The organism is Sphingomonas sp. (genome assembly GCF_019749955.1).
In the GTDB taxonomy this organism is placed as follows: Bacteria; Pseudomonadota; Alphaproteobacteria; order Sphingomonadales; family Sphingomonadaceae; genus Sphingomonas.
The window spans coordinates 31,989-52,402 of the sequence record NZ_JAIEPC010000047.1 but is presented as its reverse complement, the minus strand read 5'-3'; the positions used below and the strand labels follow the sequence as shown (position 1 = coordinate 52,402).

The window sequence follows — 20,414 nt, the reverse complement described above, 5'->3', positions numbered from 1 at the left end:
GCGCTGGTGAAGGATCTCGTCGACCGGCTGATGGGCACCAACCCCGCCCACCGCTTCACCTTCATCCAGGAAAATGCGGCGCGGGTCGAGGAGGATGCGATCGACGCCTGACGATTAGGCCCGTGCCAACCCTGCCTTGCGCGCCGAAAACACCGCAATCGCGTAGCAGCCCGCGAGCAGTCCGGCATCCTTGAACAGGAATTGCGCGAGCGATCCGATAAAGGGGAAGCCATAGCCTTCCTCCCACAGCGGCACGCCAAGCGTGAAGCTGAGCGTGATGAGGAACGTCGCCATGCCCATCAGCCCGCCGATCACGCTGATGCGCGGCGAGAACGCGCCGAGCGCGAGCGCGGCGGCCGTCGCGAGTTCGATCGTACCGATCACGTTGCTCGCCACGCGCGGCCCCCAGAGCGGGTACATCCACGCAAACAGCGGATATTGGCTGGCGATCCGCGCAACGCCCTCGGCTTCGTACTGCGCGAATTTCGCGATGCCGAAGAACAGGAAAATGAAAACGAGCGCCCAGCGCAGCGCGGCGATGGCGCTGTCGGTGGACGGCACCGGATAACGATTGGACATGGCAAGCCCCCAGATTTCGAAACGATTGCCCGGGCTTTCGCGACGGCGGCGGCAAAGGTTACATGGGCCGAGAGGGCACGCGCAGTCGTCGGTTGCGCACGCTCACCAGATTGACGTTGCCGTGGCGCGTTAATAACACACCTTCAGTGCATGGAGGAGAAGGTCGTGATCCAACTGAATCGTCGTGACGTGATGACGGCGGGCGCGGCGCTCGCTGCTGTGCCCTTGATCGGCGCCGGCACCGCCGAACCAGGCTGGGAGAAACTCCCGACCGAGGCCTATCCCGGCAAGCGCGACGACATCAGCTTCGCCGATCCGCTGCACGGCTGGTATGGCACCGGCAAGGGCGATTTGTTCCGCACCACCGACGGCGGCGCGAGCTGGGCGAAGGTCGCGAGCAAGCCCGGCACATTCATCCGCGCGCTCGGCTTCGTCGATGCGAACACCGGCTTCATCGGCAATGTCGGCACGGATTATTATCCGGGTGTCACCGATACCACGCCGCTCTATCGCACCGACGATGGCGGCGTCACCTGGACCCCGGCGGAGCTGGGCGGCAAGACCATTGTCGGCGTCTGCGCGATCGACGTGCTGAAGACGCAGCGCATCTATCAGGGCAAGCTCGAACCGCGCGTTGTCGTCCATGCGGCGGGGCGCGTCGGCGGGCCGACCGGACTGCTGCGCTCGACCGACGGTGGCAAGAGCTGGTCGGTCAGCGATCTGACCGCGCAGGCCGGGATGATCCTCGACATCAAATTCTTCGACGAGCAGACCGGGCTGATCTTCGCGTCGACCAGCCGCGATGCCGCGAGCACCGAAGGGCTGATCCTGCGTACAGTCGACGGCGGCAAGAGCTGGACGCCGGTGTATAAATCGGGCCGCGCCGCCGAGCTGATCTGGAAGGCGTCGTTCGTGAACGCCAAGGTCGGCTATGCGACCGTCCAGAGCTATGATCCCGCCCGCGCGCAGCAGTTGATCGTCAAGACCGTCGACGGCGGGAAGAGCTGGACCGAGCTGCCGATGGTGATGGAAGCCAAGGCGCGCCAGTTCGGAATCGGCTTTATCGACGAACAACGCGGCTGGGTCGGTACGATGGTTGGCGGGTTCGAGACCAAGGACGGCGGCAAGACATTCGCGCCCGCCCCCGTCGCCCGCGCCGCCAACAAGTTCCGCGTGGTCGCCGACGGCAAGAAGCGGCACGTCTATGCAATCGGCACCGAGGTGCAGCGGCTGACGATTGGGTAGCGGCGATCGGTTCGTGATCCTCCGTCGCGCGCCAACGCTGCCCGGCGCGCCGGTCGACTAGAGCCGACCGGAGGATATTGCTCTCAGAATCAACAGCTTCACGCCCCATTTGTGAAAGGGAATGATGAAGGTCAGATAGATTCTTCCAAACAGGTTATGAACCGTGCAGATCGTGGAAACGACAACGCTTGGGGCGCCGCCATCATCGACCCGCAGCAACGAAAGTCGGAAATCCAGATGCTTGTTGTCGCGGCCCGCAATGAGTTCGTCATCAGCCAGGACGAAAATTGGCCACGGCCCGATTTTGTCGCCGACAGCGTAATGGGTCTTGCGACTGGGATCGGCGATTTCCGACACCGTGGGCGCCTCAAGGCCGCCCCAGCCCGCAACCTTGTTTCGCACGATCAGCAATGCTTTGATCCAGCCCGGATGGTGGCCGAATAGGGCAAAGAAGATATCGACCATCGTCGCTGGCCGATGGGCCAAACGCGCGCGATAGGAATCCCAGAAATACGCGCGTTCGATCAGCGCGCGGTCCAACGCACTGCTCGGTGGAATGGCGCACGGACTAACGATCTTGTCGACGACTCGATCTGCCTTTCATGCTTCTGACGTTTCAGCGCGTACAATAGAGCGCCACATCCGACTGGGAACCCTGTCAACAACATCGATACGATCAGCGCTGCGCGGGCCATTCCTCGCGCAGCAGCCCCCAGATGAAGCTGTCGCGCACGCCGATATGCGTTTCCCATTCGCCGCGTAAGCGCCCCTCGAGCGTGAAGCCGAGTGTCCGGAGCAGATTGTTCGATGCTTCATTGGCAGGATCGGTATCGGCGCAGGCGCGGCGCCAACCCTCCTCGACGAACAGCAGATCGAGCAACCGGGTAACCGCTTCGCGCGCCAGCCCTTGCCCCCAGTGCGGCCGGGCGAGCAGATAGCCGATCTCGACCACGCCGGGACGCACTTCGCCTGCCCCGAGCGTGCCGATCGCGCGGCCATCCCCTTTCGGCGCGATCGTCCAGCCACGCCATTTGGGGTCGCCTACCCGGTCGCTCAGATAGATGCGCGTCTGCTCGACCGTCTCATGCGGTCCGCTCGACCAATATCGCATCAGATCGATGTCCGACAACGGCTCGAACAGGGCCTCGGCATCGTCGATCGATTGTGGCCGCATCGTCAGCCGCGCACTTTCGAACCGATCGTTCACGCGCAGAGCGCCTCCACCAGCGCTTTGACTTTCTTCTGCCGCCACTGCGGCAGCGGGGCGACCAGCCAATAGCCGAGCCGATAGGGTTTGGGGTCGCCGATCACCGTGACGCGGCCCGACACGATGTCGGCGCGCGCCAGCAGCTCGGGCACCGTCGCACGGCCGATACCGGCCGCTGCGGCGTCGAGCGCCAACCCGGCATCGCCCACGCGGACCAGCGACACTTCGGGGTCATTGAGGCACCCTGGCCAGGAAATGCGCGTGTCGGCGCCACCACCCGGCCGCTCGACCGTGACCATGCCTTCGGATTCGAGCGATTCGCCCTCATGCTCGCCCGGCCCTTCGCCCCAGCGGATCGCGAGGTCGAGATTGGCTTCGGTGAAATCGATCACTTCGTCGGCATTGACCAGCGCGAACCGCAGCTCGCGGTCCTGATGCGCGATTTCGGCGAGGCGCGGCAGCAACCACTTCTCGGTCAGGTCGCGCGGCGCTGCAATCGTCAGCGACTTGCTCGATTGTCCGGCCTGCATCGCGCGCACCGATTCCTCGAACTGGAGCAGCCCGTGGCGTAACGCGGCGAGCCCCGCCTCGGCCTCGGGCGTCAGTTCGAGCCCCTTGGTGGTGCGGCGGAACAGCACGACGCCGAGTGTATCCTCAAGCGCGCGAATCTGCTGACCGACGGCGGCAGGGGTCACCGCCAGCTCGTCGGCTGCGCGGGTAAAGCTAAGGTGGCGCGCGGCGGCGTCGAGCACGCGCAGACCATTGAGCGGGAGATGCGTGCGCTTCATCGGGCGTCAGCTCGCGACGGCAGGCGCAATCAGCGCGAATTTGGGGATGTCGACGTCGAACGCCGATCCATCGGCGCCGATCATGTGATAGCTGCCCTGCATCGAGCCGGTTGGTGTCTGCAAGGGGCAGCCCGAGACATAATCGAAGCTCGCGCCGGGGGCGATTTGCGGCTGTTCGCCGACCACACCTTCGCCCTCGACCGAATGGCGGAGACCCCGACCGTCGGTGATCACCCAATGCCGCGTCAGTAGCTGGACCGCGACTGGGCCTTCATTCTCGATGCGCACATGATAGGCCCAGAACCAGCGGCCGCGACGTGGCTCGCTCTGCTCGGGCAGATAGCTCACCGACACGCGCACGATCACGCCTTGCGTCTCGGCGACATTGGGAAACAGCGATTTCATCGCGCCGATCATAGCCCGACTTTGCCGAGCGCGCGATCCAGATCGTCAATCAGATCGGCGGGGTCTTCGAGCCCGACATTGATCCGCAGCATGCCTTCGTTGATGCCCATTTCGAGCCGCTTTTCCTCGGCGACGCCCGAATGGGTGGTCGAGGCGGGGTGCGTCATCAGCGAGCGCGAATCGCCGATGTTGTTCGAGATGTCGATCAGTTCGAGCGCATCGAGCAGGCCGTGCGCCTGCGCGCGGTCGGCGACTTCGAAGGCGAAGATCGGCCCGCACGCGCTCATCTGGCTCATCGCCAGATTATGCTGCGGGTGGCTCGGCAGGCCGGGATGGAGGATGCGCGGCACACGCGGTTCGAGGAAGCGGCCGACCTTGACCGCATTCTCGCTCTGCCGCTGGATGCGCAGGTCAAGCGTTTCGAGCCCTTTCAGCACCACCCACGCATTGAACGGCGACAAGGTCGGCCCGGTATTGCGGTGAAAGGGCAGCAACACGTCGTTGATAAACGCCGCCGTCCCGCACACCGCGCCCGCGAGCACACGCCCCTGCCCGTCCATCATCTTGGTCGCGCTATACGCCGTGACGTCGGCGCCAAATGCCATCGGCCGCTGAAGCGCGGGCGTCGCAAAGGCATTGTCGACCACGGTGGTGATGCCCCGCGCCCGCGCGATGTCGCACACCGCTTTCAGGTCGACGATGTCCATCGTCGGGTTGGCGGGGGTTTCGAAAAAGAAGACTTTGGTGTTGGGCCGCGCCGCATCGATGAACGCCTGCGGATCGCGTGCGTCGACCGTCGTGGTTTCGATCCCGAATTTGGGCAGCAGCGTATCGACCAGCCAGCGGCACGATCCGAATGCCGCGCGCCCCGCGACAACATGGTCGCCGGTCTGGAGCTGGCACAGCAGCGCCGCCGTCATCGCCGCCATGCCGGTCGCCATCGTCCGGCACGCCTCGGCGCCTTCGAGCAGCGCGATCCGATGCTCGAGCATTTCGACCGTCGGATTCTGCAGCCGCGAATAGGTCATGCCAGCCTGGTCGCCGGCGAAGCGCGCGGCGGCGTCGCCCGCGCAGTCATAGGCATAGCCCGAGGTGAGGAACAATGCCTCGCTCGTTTCGCCCCATTCGCTGCGCGCGGTGCCGCCGCGCACGGCTTGCGTGGCGGGGCGCCAGTGGCGGGCGGCTTCGGACTGTCCAGTACGACGTTTCATCCCCGCCCGTTTGCCGGGACCGCGCCCCTCCCGTCAATGGCCAGCGGGTGCTTGAACCGCGCGCACCGAAATGAGAGAGGCGCGGGCGATGATGACCGATTCGCCGCGCCCCCGCCCGTTCCTGATTGCCTTGGCGCTCGGCATCGCTGCCGAATTGCTGTTCTTGGTCAATCTGGCGATCCCGGCAAAACCAGTGTTCGACGAAGTCTATTACGCCGAAGGCGCGCGCACGATCGCCAGCCTTCACGGCCCGTACAACATCGAACACCCGTTGCTTGCCAAGACGATCATGGCGGGTGGCATCCTGTTGTTCGGCGACAATAGCTTCGGGTGGCGCTTCTTCTCGACGATCGCGGGCGCGGTCGTGATCATGAGCGTGTTCGCGATCGGGTGGCAGTTGTTGGGCCGGGTGCGCCCTGCGCTCTATGCCGCCGTGTTCGTGCTGCTCAATTTCATCGTTTACATCCAGGCGCGGATCGCGATGCTCGATGGCTTTATGGCCGCATTCGTGCTGCTGGCGATCGTCGCGATGATTGCCGCCGCGCGCGCGCCCGCCGCGAGTACGCGGCGCTGGCTGCTTGCAGCGGCGGTGCTGCTGGGGCTGGCGGTCGGCGCGAAATGGACCGCGATTCCGTTTGTGGCCTTTGCTGGAGTCGCGATGATCTGGCTCAAGACGCGCCGCGACCGCACCTATTTCGCGGGTGTCGGGCTGGTGCCGGGTCTCGCGATTTTGGGGGTGGTGAGCATCGCCACCTATGTTCTCACCTTCATGCCCGCCTTCTTTTACCGTTATGAGCCGCTTACGGTCGCGACCTTCATCCCCTATCAATTCCGCATTCTCGCACAGCAGACTGCGCCCCTGCCGGTCCATCCCTATCAATCGCCGTGGTGGAGCTGGGCGCTCGACCTGCGGCCGATGTGGTATCTCTACGAGCCGGTCGACGGCGTGCAGCGCGGCATCCTGATGCTCGGCAATCCCGCGGTGATGTGGGGCGGCTTGATCGCGGTGGCGGCATGTTTCTACGCCGGATTGCGCGACCGGGTGCGACCGATGCTCGCGATCGGGCTGCTCTGGCTGGGCTCCTATGGGATGTGGGCGCTGATCCCCAAGAAGATCGGCTTTTTCTATTATTATTACCTGCCGAGCGTGTTTCTCGGCCTTGCGCTCGCCGCCGCGCTCGAACGCTATGCCGAGCCGCGCTTCAAATATGCCAGCGAAGCCGCACTGGTGCTGACCTTCGCGCTGTTTGCGTGGTTCTTCCCGATCATATCCGCCGCGCCGCTCGACAGCGACCAGGCCTTCCTGCGCTGGATGTGGCTCGCAAGCTGGCGGTAGGGGATGTCGCGTCGCCCGATGTGTTGGCGACGATTTTTTTGCCCTTGCCCGTCTGGTCGCCACTGCTCGGCATGTAAAATATACTTTCCTTTAACGTGTCGCGTATACTTTCCATGCAGAGACATGGAGGTGTGCGATGTATGAATTTACACATGGCGGCGTTTGGTTTCGTTGGAGCGCGCTTGACCGAACATCCCGACTGCTCGCGACCGCCACTATCGCAAGCAATGCTGTCGCTAGCATCCTGATCGGCATGGCCGCAAAACCGGTTAGCACGCGCTTTGGCTTCGACGTCACGCCGTACGCGGCGGTTCTCGCCCTGCTTGGCGTCGTGGCGGCGGTGGTGACGGCATGGCTTTGGTACCGTTTCAGCATTCGCCAGGACGAGATGTTCAACCGTGTCCAGAACTGGACGCTGGGAGTTTCGGGGGTTGCGGCGTGCGCTGCATCGACGATCTGGAGCGTCCTGGCGACTGCTTCTCTGCTCATGCCAATGCCCTCGTTCGCGCCCATTGCCCTATTTGCCGGCGCGAACGTCATCTTCTGGTTCATCGCGATGCGCAAATGGGTATATTGACAATCCTGCCGACAATCCGTGGCGAGCGCGGCCTTACCCAGCAAGGCCTTGCCGATCTTCTCGACGTATCGCGCCAAACAATCAATTCGATCGAGCGCGGTCGGTTCGAGCCCAGCCTGTCCCTCGCGCTGAAGGTCGCGCAGTTGCTGCAACTTCCCGTCGAGGAATTGTTTCGCTTAGATGAGTGCGAATGAGGTGGGCGGGGCGACCGGGTGAAGCTGCAATCCTTGCCCGCCCGCCCGCATCGACGCGGATAGCCTAGTACCGCCCCCAAACAAACCGCGACGACAGCGCGTAGTTCCACACTGCGCCGACCAGCACCCCGACCAGTGCCGATACTGCCCAGCCGCCCTCGCGCGCATCGTGCAGGAAACCCGCGACGCCGATATTGGCGACGAGTCCCACCGAACAGACCACGCAGAATGACACCCAACCGTCGAGCAGTGCCTTGGCGCCCTTCAGCCGCCGGTCGCGATAGGTGAGGGCATTGTTGAGGAAGAAGTTGGCGGTCATTGCCGTCACCGCTGCCAGAATCTGGCCGGCGAGGAAGGTGCCCTCACCCCAGAGGCGCACGACCGGGAACAGCACCGACATGTGCACGCCAACGCCGATCAGTCCGATGGCGGAGAACATTGCAAAGCGCACCGGCACGATTCGCCCGAACATCCGGTCGTAGAGCGCGATCAGGAATTCCATCGCGACGACATGGTCGAGCTTGCTCTCGCCGAGCTCGCGCGTGCGAAACGTATAGGGCAGCTCGACGAACTTCAGCGGCTGCGGGCTGGCGGTCATGATGTCGAGCAGGATCTTGAAGCCGATCGCGTTCAGTCCCGGCACGATCCGGCGCACGACATCGCTGCGGATCATGAAAAAGCCGCTCATCGGATCGGTGAGATCGGCCTTGAGCACCCGGCGCGACAGGCGGGTGGCGAACGCCGATTTGGCGACGCGGTCGCGGTCCCAATCGCCGGTCCCACCGCCCGCGACGAAGCGCGAGCCGATGGCGACGTCGAGGCTCTGGTCGGCGCGGAACGTCGCGAGCATCTGCGGCAGCAGTGTCTCGTCATGCTGCAAATCGCCGTCGATCACCGCGACCAGCGGCGCCGCCGTTGCGCACATCCCCTCAATGCACGCCGAGGATAGCCCGCGCCGCCCGATCCGCTGAATCACCCGCACCCGGCGGTCGGCCCGCCCGAGCGTCCGCGCGGCATCGGCGGTGCCATCGGGGCTGTCGTCATCGACAAAAATCGCTTCCCACGCCAGGCCCGCCAGCGCCGCGTCGAGTTTGGCGACGAGCTTGGGCACATTGGCGGCTTCGTTGAAGGTCGGGATCACGATCGCCACGTCGAGCAATGCGGCGGCCTGATCGCTGGTGGTCATCGTCTGGAGCATCGCGCTTCCCTTGCCCAGCCGTGCGCGGTCACGCAACTGCCCTGTTGAGCCGGTCGACGAGCCGCACCCGCGCCGCGAGCGCGTCGGCGGGGCGCCCGGTCAACAGATCGCGCGCGATGAAGTGGCCGGTCAGCCGCAGCCCGTCGAGAATCTGCGGCCAGTCGCCCACCCCGCCTTGATGCAGGAATGCCGGCAGCGGCAGTAGCCTGTCGCGATAGGCTTCGCCCGCCGCCGCACTGACCGCCGCGCCGCTGTTGGGGCTGACCCAGGCGAGATCATCGGTGGCGCCAGTCGCGGCGCACTGGCCGAGATCGAGGCCGAAACCCAGTTCAGCAAGCAGCAACAGCTCGTAACGCACCAGCGCCGCTGCCCAATCGCGCGCGGCGGGCGCCGCCTCAACCGCGTCGAGGATCGCCCCCAAAGTCGCGTACACGGTCGGATAGGGCTGCGCTTCGGGCAAGGCCGCTGCCGTCAGCGCGCTCACCCAATCAATTGCGGCGGCGGGCAGCGGGCGCTCGAACAGCGGCGCGCGGCTATGCACCAGCTCAACCGTAAGCGCGCCGAGTTGGCTGTCGGTGCGCGCGCGCCAGTCGCCGACGACCAGATTGCCCGGCTGGAGCACCGGCCGCAGCCGGGTCGAGCGGCCGCCGCGCACATAGCCGGGTTGCAGGCCATGCTCGGCGGTCAGCGCGCGGACGACCGCCCCATGCTCGCCATGCGCGCGCACCGCGAGGATCAGGGCTTCGGCGCGAATGTGCATGGGGCAGCTATAGCGCGCGCGGGCGCAGGGCGGAAATCAGCGACGGATGCGTTTGGCGATCGCGTGCAGCCCCAGCCGATTCACGGCCTGCTTGGCCTGCGCCATGCCGCCATCGAAGGCGCTGAGCGCCGCCACCGTCGCGCGATTGACGAGCGTCGGGCGCAGCAGCAGCAGGTCGGCGCATGCGACGCCATCGGTCGCGAACTGGCGCTTGTGCTGGCCCTCCCCCTCGGTGAAGTCGAAACGGCGGTGACAGCCCTCGGCGAACAAATCGCGCATGGCTTCCATCTGCAGCACGCTGCCCGGCGACACATCGGCAAAATCAGGATCGTGACCGACATGGTCGTAGCGCACCGTGCCATGCTCGATCGGACAGTAGAGATAGGCGACTGGCTGCTCCTCGACATAGAGCAGCCATGCGCGCGCGGCATCGGCTGCGGCGAGCGTGAGCATCGCCTGCACGAACCGCGCGTCCTCGGGCAGGCCGCCGCCGAGCAGCTTGGCCTGATAGGTCTTGCGCGACAGATCGCGCGCGACGGCGTGAAAGGCCTCGATCTCCGCCGGAGTGCGGAACCGCCGCACGTCCAGCGCTCCGCCCGATGCCTGCGCGAGCTTCTTCGCCTTGCGCTTGATGCCCGATCGCGTGTCGGCGCTGAGCGCGGCCAGATAGGCTTCGTAGCCCGTGGTCAGGTCGATGAAATAGCGCGTGTAGCGCTGGCGCACGAAGGCGATCAGCCCACCCGCCGCCACGGCCCCCAATTGCGCGATCGGTAGCGAAGTGATCGCATAGCCATCGGCGTCGCGATCTAGCGCGGGCAGTGTCGGCACCCGCGCCGCCAGCGCATCATCAAGCGACAGCGCGACGCGCACCAGCCGCCGTTCGACCGCGAACAAGGTGCGCGCGCCGACCTGAAACCGCAGCGGCAGTCTGGTCGCGCTCACGCCGCGCGCTCGGCCACCAGATTTGACCAGAGCTGTTCGGCCTGGCGCCAGCGTCGCCGCATCGCGCTGGCGGCGAGCGGCAGGTCACTGCGGCCCAGCTCAAGCGAAATGTCCGGCACGTCCCTGAAATGCGTCGTCGGCAGCCGGTCGCGATGCGTGTCAAGAAACGCACAGAGCGCATCGAAGCGGCGGACATGGACGGCGTTAGGGGCCGTCCCGGATCGATTAGCCAGTTCGAAGCCGTGGTTGACGATCGTCACTGCCTGATGCCCTTGCGCCGCCGCATGATCGAGCGCGGCGCGCATTTCGGTGATCGACAGCGCGCAAATCTGGACGGTGCGCAGTTTGCCCGGGCTATCTTCAATCACCGTCACTGGAACTTCGATCACGCCCAGCCGCTCGACCGGCGCAATCTGACGCGGCGGCAGGCCGATATTGCTCGGCCAGGGATGGTTCGATCCGTCGTGGCTCGAATCATAGGTAAAGCCCAGCTCGGCGAGCGCCACCAGCGTGTCATCATTGGCCGCATAGCTGCCCGCGCGGAACGCGAGCGGTGCCGGTGCCCCGGCGGCCATCAGCAGATCGCGCGCCTGCGCAATCAGGTCACGCTGCGCGTCACGCGGAAATTCGCCCAGCTGGAACCTGGCATAGCTGCTGCCCCGGTCGCCCACGACCGCGCCGGTCCAATTTGGGTGGAGATGCAATTGGACGCCCTGCCCCGCGCTCAGGACTTTATCGACAATCCGCTTGATCGGATCGAGCCCGAAAATCACCGCGGGCATCGGATCGATGAAGAAGCAGGCCTTCAGCCCGTGCCGCGCCAGCGTTGCCAGTTGATAGGATACGCCGACGCCCGCCGGCTCGAACGACCGCTCGTACAGCGTCGCCAGATCATGCCCTGCGACATGGTGACGCCAGACGATCTCGGTATCGACGGTGAGGAAAACGGGCGTCGGCATGGGCTTGGCTTAGCCGCAGAGAATGAAAATTCCCCAAACTTGCCGAGACGCTGGCGAGTCAGCGCGCGTGGAAAAAGTCATAAAGCTGCTGCGCGACCGCTGCCGATACGCCCGGCGCCTTTTGCAGATCCTCCAGACTGGCACCCCGCACCGCCCGCGCGGTGCCGAAATGCATCAGCAACGCCTTCTTGCGCGCAGGACCAATGCCGGGGACATCGTCAAGCGGACTCGCGCCGATCGCCTTGGCGCGCTTGGCGCGATGTGCACCGATGGCGAAGCGGTGGACTTCGTCACGCAACCGCTGGAGGTAGAACAGCACCGGCGCGTTGACCGGCAGCTGGAATTCGCGCCCGTCCATCAGGTGGAAGACCTCACGCCCGTCGCGGCCGTGGTGCGGCCCCTTGGCGATGCCGACGAGGCAGACATCCTCGATTCCGAGTTCCTCGAGCGCGGTCTTTACGGCGTTGAGCTGCCCGCGCCCGCCGTCGATCAGGACAAGATCGGGCCAGTCACCGGAATCGCGATCGGGGTCCTCGTCCTGCGCGCGCGCAAAACGGCGCTGAAACACTTCGCGCATCATGCCGAAATCGTCGCCCGCCACCGTCTCCGGGCGCTTGATGTTGAACTTGCGATACTGGCTTTTGCGAAAACCCTCCGGCCCCGCGACGACCATCGCGCCGAGCGCGTTCGTCCCCTGGATATGGCTGTTGTCATAGATTTCGATGCGATCGGGCGGCTCGGCAAGGTCGAACAGCTCGGCGACCTCGCGCAGCAGCTTGGCCTGCGTTGTGCTCTCCGCCAGCCGCCGATCGAGCGCTTCCTCAGCGTTACGCTTGGCCTGATCGATCAGCTTGCGGCGCACCCCGCGCAGCGGCACCGAAAAGCTCACCTTGTGGCCGACATGCTCGCCGAGCGCCTCGCCGAGCAGCTCGCCCTCGGGCAGGACGCGGTCGAGCAGCACGCTGCGCGGCGGCGGCACTTCTTCGTAGAATTGGCCGAGAAAGCTGGTGAGCACTTCATCCTCGGGCACGTCAGCGGTATGCGCCGGGAAGAAGCTGCGGTGCCCCCAATTCTGGCCGCCGCGGATGAAGAAGGCCTGGATGCCGATCACGCCGTTGCGGTTCGCCATCGCGAAGATATCGGCATCGCCGACGCCATCGGCGTTGATCGCCTGCGACCCCTGAATGAAGGTCAACGCGCGCAGCCGATCGCGCAGGATTGCCGCGAGTTCGAAGTCCATATTCTCGGCTGCCGCCTGCATCTGCGCGCCTAGCTTGGCCTGCACTTCGGTCGATTTGCCCGCGAGGAACGCCTTCGCATCGGCGACCAGCTCGGCATAATCCTCAGGCGAAATCCGCCCGACACACGGCGCCGAGCAACGCTTGATCTGATAGAGCAAGCACGGTCGGTCGCGGCGCTTCATGAAGCCGTCGGTGCAGCTCCGCAGCAGGAACAGCTTTTGCAGCGCGTTGAGCGTGGTGTTGACTGATCCCGCGCTCGCAAACGGGCCATAGTAATTCCCCTTCGCCCGCCGCGCGCCGCGATGCTTCTGGATGCGCGGAAAATCGTGATCGGCGCGCAACAGGATGAAGGGGAAGCTTTTGTCGTCGCGCAGCAGCACATTATAGGCGGGACGATAGCGCTTGATCAGCTGCGCCTCGAGCAGCAGCGCCTCGGCCTCGTTGTTGGTCGTCACGATCGTCATCGACCGGGTCAGCGCGACCATCCGCTGGAGCCGCTTGGGGAGCCGGTCGACCTGCGTGTAATTGGTCACCCGATTCTTGAGCGCGCGCGCTTTGCCGACATAGAGCACATCGCCCCGCGCATCATGCATCCGGTACACGCCCGGCCGGGCGGGCAAGGTCGCGAGCACATTGCGAATCGCCGCGACGCCGCCCGCGAGATCGGGCGCATCGGCACCGCGCACCGCATAGGTTGCTTTCTCTTCGTTGAAACGTTCGGGCGAATTGGGGTCCTGCACCCGGGCGATTTAAGCGCGCGAAGGCGGCGCGGCAACATCGCGCGCTGGCCGAGGGGGCGTCGCGGGCACGCTATTCGCTTGGCTCAGGCCCGGTGGCGCCCTGCTGGTGACCGACCATGTCGCCAACAGCGATCCCAACTTCCCGGCGCGCGCGGAAATCGTTAAGGTCGGGTTTGTGTACGAAGGCAAAAGGTAGCTGCTCGTAAACGCCGACGACCCGATGTCCAAAAAAAACGCCGCGCGCCGACGCCGCCGTGGAGCGGAGTCGGCGCGCGGCTCAATCGTCAGCAACTCACTTGATGGCAGCGAGGCCTTCGGCGAGCTTCTTCATCGTTTCGTCAGTGATCTGACCTTGCGACAGCGGTTGCACCTGCGCGAAGCTCATTGCCTTGATCTGGTCATAGAAGGGGTTCTGCGTGATGTCGGCGCCGAGCACCTCCTGCAGGACAGCCTTGGCCTTTTCATCGGCGACGAGCGTTTCGATCGGCGTGTCGACGCCGAACTTGGCGGCGGCGGTAGGTGCGGTAGCAGGCGCGGGCGCGGGCGCCGTCTGAGCGAATGCGGGGGTGGCGACAAGCGTCAGCGACGCGGCAAGGGCGATAAGCTTCATACAAAACCTCGGAACATGGCACGGCCAATGCTCGACCGCGCAACGATCACACCCGATTTTGGGAACCAAAGCTAGCGCAATTGCGCCGGGCCGCATCAATTCGGGCGCGAAAGCCCGGAAATCGTGCGGTCGATCAGCGCGCGATCAGCATCGGCGCCGTGGCGTTCGGCGATCAAGGCACCGGCTGCGGCAGCGGCGGCCTGTGCGGCGACCGCGCGAACATCGGCAATTGCGGCGCGTTCAGCGGCGGCGATCTTGTCCTCGGCCATTTTGGTGCGGCGCGCGACAAGCTCGCTTGCATCGGCTTCGGCCTTGGCGAGCATCGCCTTGGCTTCGGTTTCAGCCTGCGCGATGATCGCAGCGGCGTCACCGGCACTCGAAGCCGTCTGAGCCTTGGCCGAGGCGAGCAGCGCTTCGGCCTCGGTCTTCAGCGCACTCGCTTCGTCGAGCCGACGCCGGATCGTGTCGATCCGTGCATCGAGCGCCTTGCCGATCATCGCGGGCACCCGCGCCCACAGGATGATGCCGATCACGACCAGCATCGACAGGGCGACGAAGCCTGGCGCGCCTACGCCGAGGAACGACGGCTCGGCGTGCAGTTCGACAGTGCCGGTCGACGTTGTCAGGCCTTCGGTCGGGTGATTAGCCATGCGCCAGCGCCGCCTTTACGTGAGTTTCAATCGCCGCGCGATCAACCGCCACGCCCGACAGCTTGGCGACGATGGCCTCGACGGCATCGGCCGTGGTCGCCTCAACTTCGGCAAGCGCGCGGGTGCGTGCCACCTCGATCTGCCCCATGGCCGCGTCGATACGCGCGTGCGCATCGGTATCGCCCTGCTTGGTGCGCGATTCGGCTGCTGCCATTGCGCGCGTCTTGGCATCGGCCATTGCCGCCTGCGCCTGGTGGCGCGCGGTGTCGAGCCCGGCCTGATAGCTGGTCTCGAGCTCAGCGGCATTGGCCTTCGCCCGCGCCGCCGCGTCGATGTCGCCGTCGATGCGGGCGTTACGATCATCGATCGTCCGCTCGATCTTGGGCACCATCGACTTGCCGATCCCGAAATAGATCAGGGCAAATACGATCGCGAGCCAGAACAGCTGCGATGCGTAGATCTCCGCGATCTGGGATAGCTGCGGCATGGCGGGTAAGCCTTCTTACTTGACGACGAAGAGGATCAGGATCGCGACGACGAACGCGATCAGGCCCAGCAGTTCCGACGCCGCAAAGCCGATGAACAACCGGCCCTGCTGGCCGTCTGCCGCACCCGGATTGCGCAGCGCGCCTTCAAGGAACGAACCGAACACATTGCCCACGCCGAGCGCGGCGAGGCCGATACCGATCGCTGCCAGGCCGGCACCGATGTACATTGCACCAAGATCAGTCATGTCGAAAACTCCTTAGGGTATATTCGTTGTAAAATCAGAAACTTAGTGCAGATGCACTGCGTCGTGAAGGTAAAGCGAAGTGAGCAGCGCGAACACATAGGCCTGGATCGCGCACACCAGCAGTTCGAGCGCGGAAACGCCGACGATCATCACGAAGCTGAGCAGCGACACCACCGGGCCGAGCGCGCCACCGGCGTTCAGCCCTTGCACCACGAAGCTGCCGAACACTTCGAGCAGGATGTGGCCTGCCGTCATCGCGACGAACAGTCGCAAGCCCAGCGAGAAGGGGCGGACCATGAACGACACGAACTCAACCGGGATAATCACCGGCATCAGCCAGCCCGGCGCACCGTGCGGCACGAACAGCGAGAAGAACTTGAGCCCGTGGCGCGCGAGGCCCACGAACACCACAATGCCGAACGACAGGAACGCGAGCACCGCCGTCACCGTAATGTGGCTGGTGACCGCGAACGTGTGCAACCCCGGCACGATCGCGAGCGGCAGCACGCCCACCAGATTGGCGAACAGGATGAAGAAAAACAGCGTGAAGATATAAGGCGCGAACTTCTTGCCGTCCTTGCCGATGTTCTGCACCACCATGTTGTCGATGAAGCTGATCGCGCCTTCAACCGCGACCTGCCAGCGACCGGGGATGAGCTGGCGGCGCATGCCGCCGCTCATGAACAGCCACAGCAACGCCGCAACGACGACCATATACAGCGCCGAATTGGTGAAGCTGATGTCGTACCCGAACAGCTGCATATGGCCGAACACGGGTTCGACCTTGAACTGCTCCATCGGGTCAATTCTGCCGGCCACGATGATTACCCTTGCTGACGAAAGTGGCGAGCGCAGCTCATTCGGCGCGCTCCTGCGAAATGCGATAGATGTTGCGGAAGGCGACGACCACCGACAGCGCCAGCAGGACGAGCATGATCCACGGCGTCGTGCCGAGCCAGCTATCGAGCAGCCAGCCGATCAACCCACCGCCGAGCGGCGCGCCGATCAACTCGGCGAGCACACGCGACCCTTGCGCATAGCCCTTACCGGCGCTCGCGGGCTTGGCCGCGCCGCCCGACACATCGGCCTTCGCGCGCGCAATCCGGGCGTCAAGATCGTCATGTCCGTTGTGGCGGTTATCGGCCAACGCGAAGCTCACAGCCCATCCTGATAAAGAAACGCCGCCGCGCAACGATGCGGGCGACGGTTGAGCAACGCAAAGGCACGAGCCTCGCGTCGCGGCGCCCGTTTAGAAAGCGCGACTGGCCAAGTCAACCGCAGTGCAACAGAGGGAGCAACACGGGGGCAAACCGCCCCCGTGCGCCGTGTCAGATGCAGCGCGAATCGCGTTCGGGTGCGGCGCCGGTGCGTGTGTGCCAGCTCCCGTCCGGGGCCTGGTATTTTTCGCCGGGCACGGTCTTCAGGATCAGGTTGCAGCCCGAGGTCAAGGCGAACGCCTCGACCGTCGCGCCATCGGGGGCGGCGCGCGTGTACGCTGCCTTGCGCTGGATGTTGATGCTGTTGACGAGCGCCTCCAGCTCGGGGGTCGCCGCGCCGACAATGCCGAGATAGCCGTCAGGCTGTTCGCCGACCTGCCCGCTGGCACGCGCTGCGGCATAGGCCGGGTCGCGGGTCTGGGCGATCGCGGGGGCAGCAGCCACCAACATGGCGAGTGCGGAAATCAGAACCTTGTTCATCTCAAAAAATCCCTGGATTCTGGTCGATCACTTTTTTGGCCTCGCGATCGAGCTTCAGCACGACCTCGGCCTTCACATTGATGTTGAGGTTGATGACGATCGGTTTGTCGGGCGCGGTGACATTGACGCAACCGCCAAGTCCCGTTCCCAAACCGATCACCATCAATCCAACGCGCATAGGTTTCATTTCGGCTCTCCCTTTGGCACAGCTTCGCTTGCGCGGGGCTGAACGGGTGTGGCGTCGGTGTTCGGCGCAACGACGCGTTCTGACAAGCTCCGTCGCGCAAAGGCGCCCGGATCGGACAGATCGAATAGCTGGCGGAACGGCGCCTGGATCCGGACATTGAAGACGAAGGGCAGCTTTTGCAGGCGCCGCACGAGGAAATTGCTCTTCGCGCCCTCGCCCTGGCTCACGCCGGTGAAGCGCACTTCGGTGATCATGTCACCCGCGAGCGCGCCATTCATTTCGATCGCCAGCCGCTTGTAGCGCAGCGCTTTGAGCGCCTGAAACGCGGTATTGCCCCAGAAACCCAGATTCTCCTGGGTGACTTCGCCGACGTAGGCGATGGTGCCCCCGCCTTCGCGCACATTGAGTTCGCCGCCTTCGATGCGCCCGCCCTTGGCGTCGAAGATCATCGGCAGCACCCCGTCGAAGGTACCGGTCGCGCTCAGATTCTTGAAATCGAGTTCCTGGAGGAATTGCGCCGCGTCGACGCCTTCGAGGCGGAACGTCAGCCGCCGTTCGGCGCTGACCGCGAGGTCGATTTCGGCTGGGTCGAGAATCAGCATCCCGCCGGCAAAGGGCCAGCGCCCGCCTTCGATCCGCACATGCTGATCGGCGAGCGTCTGGTAGCGGATCACACCACCCTCGACCCGCACCCCTGGATTGACGCGCGCGAGTTTGACCTCCTGCCCCGGCGCGGTCACCAAATTGAGCAAGTCGGTGAAGTGGATTTCGGTCGCCAACCCTTCGACCGGGCCGATGGCAGCGGCAAGATCGGTGCCGAGCGTGCGGAAGGTGCCGCTGCTGGTGACCGAGTCGCCGTCCCAGGCGATATGGCCGCTGCCGACGACATCGCCCTTCACTTCCTCGATCACGCCTTTGGTGAAGCGCGTGAGCTGCTTGGGCTGGAAGGCATCGGTAAAGTGCAGGCCCGGCACGTCGAGATCGGCGTGGCCGCTCGCGCTATCGAGGTCGTGCGCGAGTGTCACGCGCGCCACCGTGGAACCGTTCGCGGGCGTGGTGAGTGTCGCGGTTGCGGCGATCCGGTTGTCGGCGAGCGTCAGGGCGACATCGCGGCTTTCGAGCGGAAAGAACCGGGGCGCCGCATCGGCGTCGGCGACCTGCAACGCCCCGTCGAGCGACAGCGCCTTGCCGTCGAAACGCCACCCGCCAGTGCCGCCGCTCAGCAGCAGCGGGACTTGGGCAATCTGGCCGCTGGCGCCGCTGAAATCGCCCGAGGCACCGCGCTTGACGACCACACCGCTGAATGCCGCTGCGGTGATGTGGGTTACTTTGTCGTCCGAACCCAGCCGCGCGTCGAGGCCGGTTGCCGCAAAGCGATTGTCGGCGAAGCCATAGCGCGCACTCGCGGCATCAAGCAGCAGCGCGCTGCCGCCGAGCTTGCCCCTGAGCTGCGTCGCGCCGAGCCGCGCGCCGCCCGTCAGCCTGGTGCCGTCGAGCCGGGCCAGTGCATCCCCCTCAGCACAAAGCTTGAGCTGCGTCGCATCGAGCGCCAGCGATCCGACGCGCAACGACTCGAATGCCACCGCTGTGCAACCCGGATTGATGCGCAGGCTGCGCCCGTTCCAATAGGCCTCAATCGGCGCGCGCGCGCTTTCGATGCGGCCGTCGCTGATCGGCCCGCTCAGCACCGCCTTGGTCGTGATCCGCGTGGCGCCGGGGGCGGCGGTGAAGTCGATGTCACCCAGCGCGAGTCGTGCATCGCCCGCTGCATAGGGCCGGACGAACCCGCTCCCCCGAATCGGCGCGCGCGGCCCCGCCTGCGACAGCCGCAGCACCGCGCTCGGCAGGCTGCCGCCGGTCAGCGCAAGCAAGCCGTCGACGCGAACCCCGCTGCTGTCGATCGCGATGCCGTCGCCACCGCTCAGCGTGGCCTGCGCGGCACTGCGGCTGGTGGCGTTGGCGTTGGCGAGCGTGAGGGCAAAGTCCTTGCCCGCGCCGGTCAGCTTCACATCGGCGGTGCCGCCGAAATCGCGCGCGGCGGCCGATGTCGCCGCCGCCGCCTTCGCCAGCAAAGGCCCGACCGGCGTGCCCTCACCCGCCGACCGCGCGCGCGCAATCGCCGCCAGCCAGCGGGGTCCGAGCGCCGCGCGCTGCGCCGAGGCTGCGCCGTCAAAGCCATAGCCCGCCGTGCCAAGGTGATAGCGCCCCGTCAGCCCCAGCGCCGTCGCGCGCGCATCGGCACTGTCGGCGCGCCCCGAACGCAGGTCCATGCGACCCGCAGTGCGCTGCGGTCCGCCATCGAAGTCGAGCGTCCCGGCCAGCGCGGCAAGTTGCCCTTGCGGCGCCCGCAGCCGGTCGACCGCCACGCGCCCGCGCCCGCGCCAACGATCGAGCCGGGCATCCAAGGTGGCATCGACATCGGCCACAGCGCCCGACGCCGTCACGCCCGCGCAGGCCATCGTTGCCGCCCGCACCGGGCCGACAAGCGTCGGCTGGCGATCGGCGATCCGCACCGCCAGCGACGCCGCCAGCCGATCGACGCGGCAATCAGCACTGTCCAGACGGTCGGCAATGATCGCCAGCTGTCCGGCAAAGCCGTCGCTGAGCCGCCCGCGCCCGGCGAGCTTCGCGCCGATCACACCTGCGGGCGTGTCCAGCCGCAACCGCGCGTCGGCGACATCGACCCAGATCGTCGGCAGCGCGAATGGTTTGCCATTGGCAGTCGGCAGCAGCTTGTCGACGGCGCCAAGCTTCAGCTTGCCGTCCACCAGTCGCCCCCGCAGCCGCACCTGCCCCGCGCGCACCGCCGACACCTCGGCACCCGACAGCGAAACATTGGTGGTGAGTTCGACCCAATCGGCCACCAGATCGGGCTGTGCCGGATCGCCGATGACAACATTGGTCAACCGCTGCGTCTTCAGGCCGACATCGGCGATGGTATAGCGTGCGGGCACACGGAGCCGCGCCAGTTCCCGGTCGACAAAATGGGTTGCGATCGGCCGACGTTCGAGCCACAGCCCCGCCGCCGCCAGGCCCAAAATGGCCAGCGAACCGCCAATCCAGCGCGCACGCCTACCCTTGCGCCTTGCCTCCCCGGTCGATTCGGTCACGCTTACTCCCAGCCCGTTCGGCGGCGCCACCATAGACCTGCCCGG

General features: G+C 65.6%; 24 protein-coding genes. 4 read left to right on the top strand and 20 right to left on the bottom strand.

Features of this window, described 5'->3' with window-relative positions; genetic code table 11:
- Positions 1 to 114: 114 nt before the first annotated feature.
- The gene (locus tag K2W81_RS10810; protein ID WP_294104155.1) at positions 115 to 579 is read right to left on the bottom strand and encodes a DUF417 family protein; all 465 of its coding nucleotides are present in this window, start codon (positions 577 to 579) and stop codon (positions 115 to 117) included.
- A 165-nt stretch (positions 580 to 744) separates the two neighbouring features.
- On the opposite strand from K2W81_RS10810, the gene K2W81_RS10805 reads away from it, so the two are divergent.
- On the top strand, positions 745 to 1,824 hold the full coding sequence (locus K2W81_RS10805) for a hypothetical protein (protein WP_294104153.1): 1,080 nt from the start codon (positions 745 to 747) through the stop codon (positions 1,822 to 1,824).
- 57 nt (positions 1,825 to 1,881) lie between these two features.
- Here K2W81_RS10805 and K2W81_RS10800 read toward each other — a convergent pair whose 3' ends face one another.
- The 5 genes from K2W81_RS10800 to K2W81_RS10780 form a co-directional block, all read right to left on the bottom strand.
- Positions 1,882 to 2,364, bottom strand: coding sequence for a DUF2867 domain-containing protein (locus K2W81_RS10800; RefSeq protein WP_294104151.1), 483 nt, complete (start codon positions 2,362 to 2,364; stop codon positions 1,882 to 1,884).
- Between the two features lie 136 nt (positions 2,365 to 2,500).
- Entirely contained in the window at positions 2,501 to 3,031 is a 531-nt protein-coding gene (locus tag K2W81_RS10795; protein WP_366932237.1) for a GNAT family protein, read from the bottom strand.
- On the bottom strand, positions 3,028 to 3,819 hold the full coding sequence (locus K2W81_RS10790) for a LysR family transcriptional regulator (RefSeq protein ID WP_294104149.1): 792 nt from the start codon (positions 3,817 to 3,819) through the stop codon (positions 3,028 to 3,030). Before K2W81_RS10790 ends, K2W81_RS10795 begins: the two co-directional genes overlap by 4 nt.
- Positions 3,820 to 3,825: 6 nt before the next feature.
- Positions 3,826 to 4,224, bottom strand: a complete 399-nt coding sequence (gene apaG / locus K2W81_RS10785; protein ID WP_294104179.1) for a Co2+/Mg2+ efflux protein ApaG — start codon at positions 4,222 to 4,224, stop codon at positions 3,826 to 3,828.
- 8 nt (positions 4,225 to 4,232) lie between these two features.
- Positions 4,233 to 5,435, bottom strand: a complete 1,203-nt coding sequence (locus K2W81_RS10780; RefSeq protein ID WP_294104147.1) for an aminotransferase class I/II-fold pyridoxal phosphate-dependent enzyme — start codon at positions 5,433 to 5,435, stop codon at positions 4,233 to 4,235.
- 91 nt (positions 5,436 to 5,526) lie between these two features.
- Between K2W81_RS10780 and K2W81_RS10775 the strand changes: the two genes are divergently transcribed.
- From K2W81_RS10775 to K2W81_RS10765, 3 genes are all read left to right on the top strand, one after another.
- Positions 5,527 to 6,771 carry a phospholipid carrier-dependent glycosyltransferase gene (locus K2W81_RS10775; RefSeq protein WP_294104145.1) on the top strand — a complete coding sequence of 415 codons (1,245 nt, stop codon included), beginning with the start codon at positions 5,527 to 5,529 and terminating at the stop codon, positions 6,769 to 6,771.
- Positions 6,772 to 6,907: 136 nt separating this feature from the next.
- Positions 6,908 to 7,348: a hypothetical protein gene (locus K2W81_RS10770; RefSeq protein WP_294104143.1), complete on the top strand. Its 441-nt coding sequence runs from the start codon at positions 6,908 to 6,910 to the stop codon at positions 7,346 to 7,348.
- The gene (locus K2W81_RS10765) at positions 7,345 to 7,542 is read left to right on the top strand and encodes a helix-turn-helix transcriptional regulator (RefSeq protein ID WP_294104141.1); all 198 of its coding nucleotides are present in this window, start codon (positions 7,345 to 7,347) and stop codon (positions 7,540 to 7,542) included. The genes K2W81_RS10770 and K2W81_RS10765 overlap by 4 nt, the downstream gene beginning before the upstream one ends.
- A 64-nt stretch (positions 7,543 to 7,606) precedes the next feature.
- Here the strand turns inward: K2W81_RS10765 and K2W81_RS10760 are convergent, their stop codons facing one another.
- The 14 genes from K2W81_RS10760 to K2W81_RS10695 all read right to left on the bottom strand — a co-directional run bounded on the left by K2W81_RS10760 (position 7,607) and on the right by K2W81_RS10695 (position 20,369).
- Positions 7,607 to 8,740: a glycosyltransferase family 2 protein gene (locus K2W81_RS10760; RefSeq protein WP_294104139.1), complete on the bottom strand. Its 1,134-nt coding sequence runs from the start codon at positions 8,738 to 8,740 to the stop codon at positions 7,607 to 7,609.
- Positions 8,741 to 8,768: 28 nt separating this feature from the next.
- The gene (gene recO / locus K2W81_RS10755; RefSeq protein WP_294104138.1) at positions 8,769 to 9,500 is read right to left on the bottom strand and encodes a DNA repair protein RecO; all 732 of its coding nucleotides are present in this window, start codon (positions 9,498 to 9,500) and stop codon (positions 8,769 to 8,771) included.
- Positions 9,501 to 9,536: 36 nt separating this feature from the next.
- Positions 9,537 to 10,442, bottom strand: a complete 906-nt coding sequence (locus K2W81_RS10750) for a GNAT family N-acetyltransferase (protein ID WP_294104136.1) — start codon at positions 10,440 to 10,442, stop codon at positions 9,537 to 9,539.
- On the bottom strand, positions 10,439 to 11,401 hold the full coding sequence (locus K2W81_RS10745; protein WP_294104134.1) for a polysaccharide deacetylase: 963 nt from the start codon (positions 11,399 to 11,401) through the stop codon (positions 10,439 to 10,441). The genes K2W81_RS10750 and K2W81_RS10745 overlap by 4 nt, the downstream gene beginning before the upstream one ends.
- Positions 11,402 to 11,459: 58 nt before the next feature.
- On the bottom strand, positions 11,460 to 13,382 hold the full coding sequence (uvrC, locus tag K2W81_RS10740) for an excinuclease ABC subunit UvrC (RefSeq protein ID WP_294104132.1): 1,923 nt from the start codon (positions 13,380 to 13,382) through the stop codon (positions 11,460 to 11,462).
- Positions 13,383 to 13,674: 292 nt separating this feature from the next.
- A complete protein-coding gene (locus K2W81_RS10735) occupies positions 13,675 to 13,992 on the bottom strand; it encodes a hypothetical protein (RefSeq protein WP_294104127.1) in 318 nt (105 codons plus the stop codon).
- Positions 13,993 to 14,087: 95 nt separating this feature from the next.
- Positions 14,088 to 14,642, bottom strand: coding sequence for a hypothetical protein (locus tag K2W81_RS10730; protein WP_294104126.1), 555 nt, complete (start codon positions 14,640 to 14,642; stop codon positions 14,088 to 14,090).
- On the bottom strand, positions 14,635 to 15,129 hold the full coding sequence (locus tag K2W81_RS10725; protein WP_294104125.1) for an ATPase: 495 nt from the start codon (positions 15,127 to 15,129) through the stop codon (positions 14,635 to 14,637). The genes K2W81_RS10730 and K2W81_RS10725 overlap by 8 nt, the downstream gene beginning before the upstream one ends.
- Before the next feature lie 15 nt (positions 15,130 to 15,144).
- Positions 15,145 to 15,357, bottom strand: coding sequence for a F0F1 ATP synthase subunit C (locus tag K2W81_RS10720; RefSeq protein ID WP_010544368.1), 213 nt, complete (start codon positions 15,355 to 15,357; stop codon positions 15,145 to 15,147).
- Positions 15,358 to 15,417: 60 nt separating this feature from the next.
- Positions 15,418 to 16,197 carry a F0F1 ATP synthase subunit A gene (locus K2W81_RS10715; RefSeq protein ID WP_294104169.1) on the bottom strand — a complete coding sequence of 260 codons (780 nt, stop codon included), beginning with the start codon at positions 16,195 to 16,197 and terminating at the stop codon, positions 15,418 to 15,420.
- Between the two features lie 34 nt (positions 16,198 to 16,231).
- Entirely contained in the window at positions 16,232 to 16,477 is a 246-nt protein-coding gene (locus tag K2W81_RS10710; protein ID WP_294104167.1) for an AtpZ/AtpI family protein, read from the bottom strand.
- A gap of 226 nt (positions 16,478 to 16,703) precedes the next feature.
- Complete coding sequence (locus tag K2W81_RS10705; RefSeq protein WP_294104123.1) at positions 16,704 to 17,072, bottom strand: YdbL family protein; 369 nt, start codon at positions 17,070 to 17,072, stop codon at positions 16,704 to 16,706.
- A gap of 1 nt (position 17,073) precedes the next feature.
- Positions 17,074 to 17,259 (bottom strand): YnbE family lipoprotein, encoded by a 186-nt coding sequence (locus K2W81_RS10700; RefSeq protein ID WP_294104121.1) that lies wholly within the window; start codon positions 17,257 to 17,259, stop codon positions 17,074 to 17,076.
- Entirely contained in the window at positions 17,256 to 20,369 is a 3,114-nt protein-coding gene (locus K2W81_RS10695) for a YdbH domain-containing protein (protein WP_294104119.1), read from the bottom strand. The genes K2W81_RS10700 and K2W81_RS10695 overlap by 4 nt, the downstream gene beginning before the upstream one ends.
- Positions 20,370 to 20,414 lie beyond the last annotated feature (45 nt).

Bases quoted from the DNA above. Each gene is read 5' to 3' on its own strand.
- K2W81_RS10810 (WP_294104155.1), bottom strand. From the start codon at position 579: ATGTCCAATCGTTATCCGGTGCCGTCCACCGACAGCGCCATCGCCGCG.
- K2W81_RS10790 (WP_294104149.1), bottom strand. From the start codon at position 3,819: ATGAAGCGCACGCATCTCCCGCTCAATGGTCTGCGCGTGCTCGACGCC.
- apaG (WP_294104179.1), bottom strand. From the start codon at position 4,224: ATGAAATCGCTGTTTCCCAATGTCGCCGAGACGCAAGGCGTGATCGTG.
- K2W81_RS10780 (WP_294104147.1), bottom strand. From the start codon at position 5,435: ATGAAACGTCGTACTGGACAGTCCGAAGCCGCCCGCCACTGGCGCCCC.
- K2W81_RS10775 (WP_294104145.1), top strand. From the start codon at position 5,527: ATGACCGATTCGCCGCGCCCCCGCCCGTTCCTGATTGCCTTGGCGCTC.
- K2W81_RS10770 (WP_294104143.1), top strand. From the start codon at position 6,908: ATGTATGAATTTACACATGGCGGCGTTTGGTTTCGTTGGAGCGCGCTT.
- K2W81_RS10760 (WP_294104139.1), bottom strand. From the start codon at position 8,740: ATGCTCCAGACGATGACCACCAGCGATCAGGCCGCCGCATTGCTCGAC.
- recO (WP_294104138.1), bottom strand. From the start codon at position 9,500: ATGCACATTCGCGCCGAAGCCCTGATCCTCGCGGTGCGCGCGCATGGC.
- K2W81_RS10745 (WP_294104134.1), bottom strand. From the start codon at position 11,401: ATGCCGACGCCCGTTTTCCTCACCGTCGATACCGAGATCGTCTGGCGT.
- K2W81_RS10735 (WP_294104127.1), bottom strand. From the start codon at position 13,992: ATGAAGCTTATCGCCCTTGCCGCGTCGCTGACGCTTGTCGCCACCCCC.
- K2W81_RS10730 (WP_294104126.1), bottom strand. From the start codon at position 14,642: ATGGCTAATCACCCGACCGAAGGCCTGACAACGTCGACCGGCACTGTC.
- K2W81_RS10725 (WP_294104125.1), bottom strand. From the start codon at position 15,129: ATGCCGCAGCTATCCCAGATCGCGGAGATCTACGCATCGCAGCTGTTC.
- K2W81_RS10720 (WP_010544368.1), bottom strand. From the start codon at position 15,357: ATGTACATCGGTGCCGGCCTGGCAGCGATCGGTATCGGCCTCGCCGCG.
- K2W81_RS10705 (WP_294104123.1), bottom strand. From the start codon at position 17,072: ATGAACAAGGTTCTGATTTCCGCACTCGCCATGTTGGTGGCTGCTGCC.
- K2W81_RS10700 (WP_294104121.1), bottom strand. From the start codon at position 17,259: ATGAAACCTATGCGCGTTGGATTGATGGTGATCGGTTTGGGAACGGGA.